Annotated in this window: 4 protein-coding genes; 2 read left to right on the forward strand and 2 right to left on the reverse strand. The window is 58.2% G+C overall.

What is annotated here, in order from left to right; genetic code table 11:
- Together AB4Z11_RS29095 and AB4Z11_RS29100 are read left to right on the forward strand one after the other, a co-directional pair.
- A partial coding sequence (locus tag AB4Z11_RS29095) for a hypothetical protein (protein WP_442029305.1) occupies positions 1-442 on the forward strand: 442 nt, incomplete at its 5' end.
- Between the two features lie 127 nt (positions 443-569).
- Complete coding sequence (locus AB4Z11_RS29100) at positions 570-1,172, forward strand: YdeI/OmpD-associated family protein (RefSeq protein ID WP_442029306.1); 603 nt, start codon at positions 570-572, stop codon at positions 1,170-1,172.
- On the opposite strand, the gene AB4Z11_RS29105 is transcribed toward AB4Z11_RS29100, so the two are convergent.
- Together AB4Z11_RS29105 and AB4Z11_RS29110 are read right to left on the reverse strand one after the other, a co-directional pair.
- On the reverse strand, positions 1,169-2,194 hold the full coding sequence (locus AB4Z11_RS29105) for a Shedu anti-phage system protein SduA domain-containing protein (RefSeq protein WP_442029307.1): 1,026 nt from the start codon (positions 2,192-2,194) through the stop codon (positions 1,169-1,171). The two genes, AB4Z11_RS29100 and AB4Z11_RS29105, sit on opposite strands and share 4 nt — an antisense overlap.
- On the reverse strand, positions 2,191-2,569 hold a 379-nt coding region (locus tag AB4Z11_RS29110), incomplete at its 5' end, for a CocE/NonD family hydrolase C-terminal non-catalytic domain-containing protein (protein ID WP_442029308.1). The genes AB4Z11_RS29105 and AB4Z11_RS29110, both read right to left, overlap by 4 nt.

A 2,569-nucleotide genomic window follows, 5' to 3' on the forward strand; every position in this document is an offset into this window, starting at 1 on the left:
TTGCTACCTCATGTGCTTCGGTATAAGCCTTGTCGGCATTTCCTTCCTATGGCGACTAGCGACAAATCCATATGCGCTATTTCTTCAGCATGTCGATCTTGTGAGCCAGTTTGATCATCCCAGCGTGGATGCGCTGAACCAATGCAGAAAGAATGCGCTGCAATACGTTCTTACTCATTACAAATATCAGCGCTTGGGATATGAGAGACGCGCTGGAATGATTGCGGGCGCAATAGAAAAAGTTGGCCTGCTGCCGGCGCTGGCTGGGCTCATTATTCTGCTATCAAATTTATCCAAGGCTGGAGTTACGATTGGATTGTCAGATTTCATAGGCCCAGTGCTGCTGTCTTTCTATGGTATTGGAGTGCTCTCTGCGCATATGACACATCGCATGGACAGGGTCATTGCACTTCTTGAGTACAGCCTGCAACTAAAGAAATAAAATTTAAGCAGTGTATGGAAACTCAATTTCAGAAACTGGTTGCGGAGGCATTGGCCTTACCTGAGGCCTTACGAGCGACTGTCGCGGTGGTACCATGTTCCTGCCAATAACCAAAAGAGGAGCAAGAATGCCCACCGTCGATCCGCGCATTGACGAATACATTGCCAAGTCCGGCGAATTCGCGCAGCCTATTCTGAGCCATCTGCGGGCGGTGATTCATGAGGCGTGTCCGGATGTGGAGGAGACCATCAAGTGGAGCATGCCGTTCTTTTTGTATAACGGGATGTTGTGCAATATGGCGGCGTTCAAGCAGCATTGTGCGTTTGGGTTCTGGAAGGGCGAGCTGCTGCTGGCGGAGGCGGACGATAAGGGCAAGGAGGCGATGGGCCAGTTTGGACGCCTCGCGTCGGTGAAGGACCTGCCGGCGAAGAAAACCCTGGCGAGCTATATCAAGCGCGCGATGGTGCTGAATAACGAGGGTGTAAAGGCGCCGTCGCGGGAAAAGAAGGCGCCGCGTCCGCTGGATGTGCCGGACTACTTCAGCAAAGCGTTGAAGGCACAGCCCGCAGCGAAGAAGCATTTCGAAGCCTTCTCCACCAGCGCCAAGCGCGAATACGTGGAATGGCTGGAGGAAGCGAAAACCGAAGCGACCCGCCTGCGCCGCATGGACCAGGCCATCGAATGGATCGCTGAAGGCAAGCAGCGCAACTGGAAATACCAGAACTGCTAATTGCGGCGCAGCTTCTGCAGCCAGCTGTCCCAGGTCTCCAGCTGAATGAAGGGTTCGAAGGACATCTCGAACGCCTGGCGCTCCACCGCATCCACTGCGCGTCCGCCGATCACGACATAGTTCACGTTGATGTCGCGCGCGGCCTCCACCTGCAGCGGCAGGCGCGGCCCGGGGAACGAGTTATACGCGGGATGTCCCTGCTCCACGCGGTCGCGGATGCGATGCGCCATGGCGCGGAATTGCGGATACTGGCGCACGATATAGCCCAGCCGCGACGAAATCTGCGCCCGCGCTTCGTCCAGATGGAAGGCCGTGCCCTTGATTTCGACCAGCGTCACGTCCATGCGCGAGCGTCCGGAGAATAGGGCAAAGTCCACGAAGCCGCTATCGACAGGGAACTGGCTGAAGGCAATGTACTCCTCCTCCGGCTGCGCATACAGCTCCGCGATCAGCGACAAATCCTGCGCAATCAGGTGATGCATCTCCAGCGCCGTCGCGCCTTCCTCGATCAATGAACGCAGCTGCTCCACGGGTATGCGCTGGCGCAGGATCTCATTGCGCCGGTTGAGCACCGCCACGCTCTCCTGCTGCGGCCTGTCGATATAAGGATTGATCTGCACGCGCAGCTTGTCGATCTGTGCCGCGAGGCGTGGATCATCCAGCGTGTGATGCTCCAGCGCGATCTCCGCGCAGCCCAGCAGGGCGGCAGCATCGGCGGTGCACAGCTTCTGCCAGTTCGGCAGGCCATCCACCTCCGTCACCAGCGCAAACGTGGCCTCGCTGAGATGATTGGCTTCGTAGTGTTCAACGATGCGGGCCGATTGGTCGATATGGCCCGCATCGATCAGATGATGACGCAGCGATTCAATCGAATTCGCCACCGAAGAACCGGTGTTCCTGTCACCCAGGTCGGTGAGCAGGGCGGACACGCGGTCCGTATGGAAAAGGCGCACGCGGCAAATCGAGTCGTGCACCGAATCCCGGTGCGCCTGGTAGCGAAAGATGAAATCGCTGATCTTCATCGTGGCATGACGAGCACCTGTAGTCCGGATGGGGTAGCAGGCGCGTGATAGATACGCTGCGTGGCCTTCTGGAAGTCCTCCGGCTTGGCCTGCGGGATGCTGACAAACGTCTGAGGATTCAGATCGATCAGCGGGAACCAGGAGCTCTGCACCTGCACCATGATGCGATGGCCGCGGCGGAAGGTGTGGTTCACGTCGCCCAGGTGATAGCTGATGGTTTCCACTTTGCCCGGCGTGAAGGGTTCCGGCTTCTCGAGGCTGTTGCGGAACTTGCCGCGGATCGGATTGCCGCGCACCAGCTGCTGATAGCCGCCCAGTTTCAGCGAAGGCGGTGGCGTATCGCTCGGACGCGTACCGTCGCCGCCGGCCGAAGGC

Origin of the sequence: Pseudoduganella sp. RAF53_2 (assembly GCF_052113985.1) — a bacterium.
GTDB lineage: Bacteria > Pseudomonadota > Gammaproteobacteria > Burkholderiales > Burkholderiaceae_D > Rugamonas.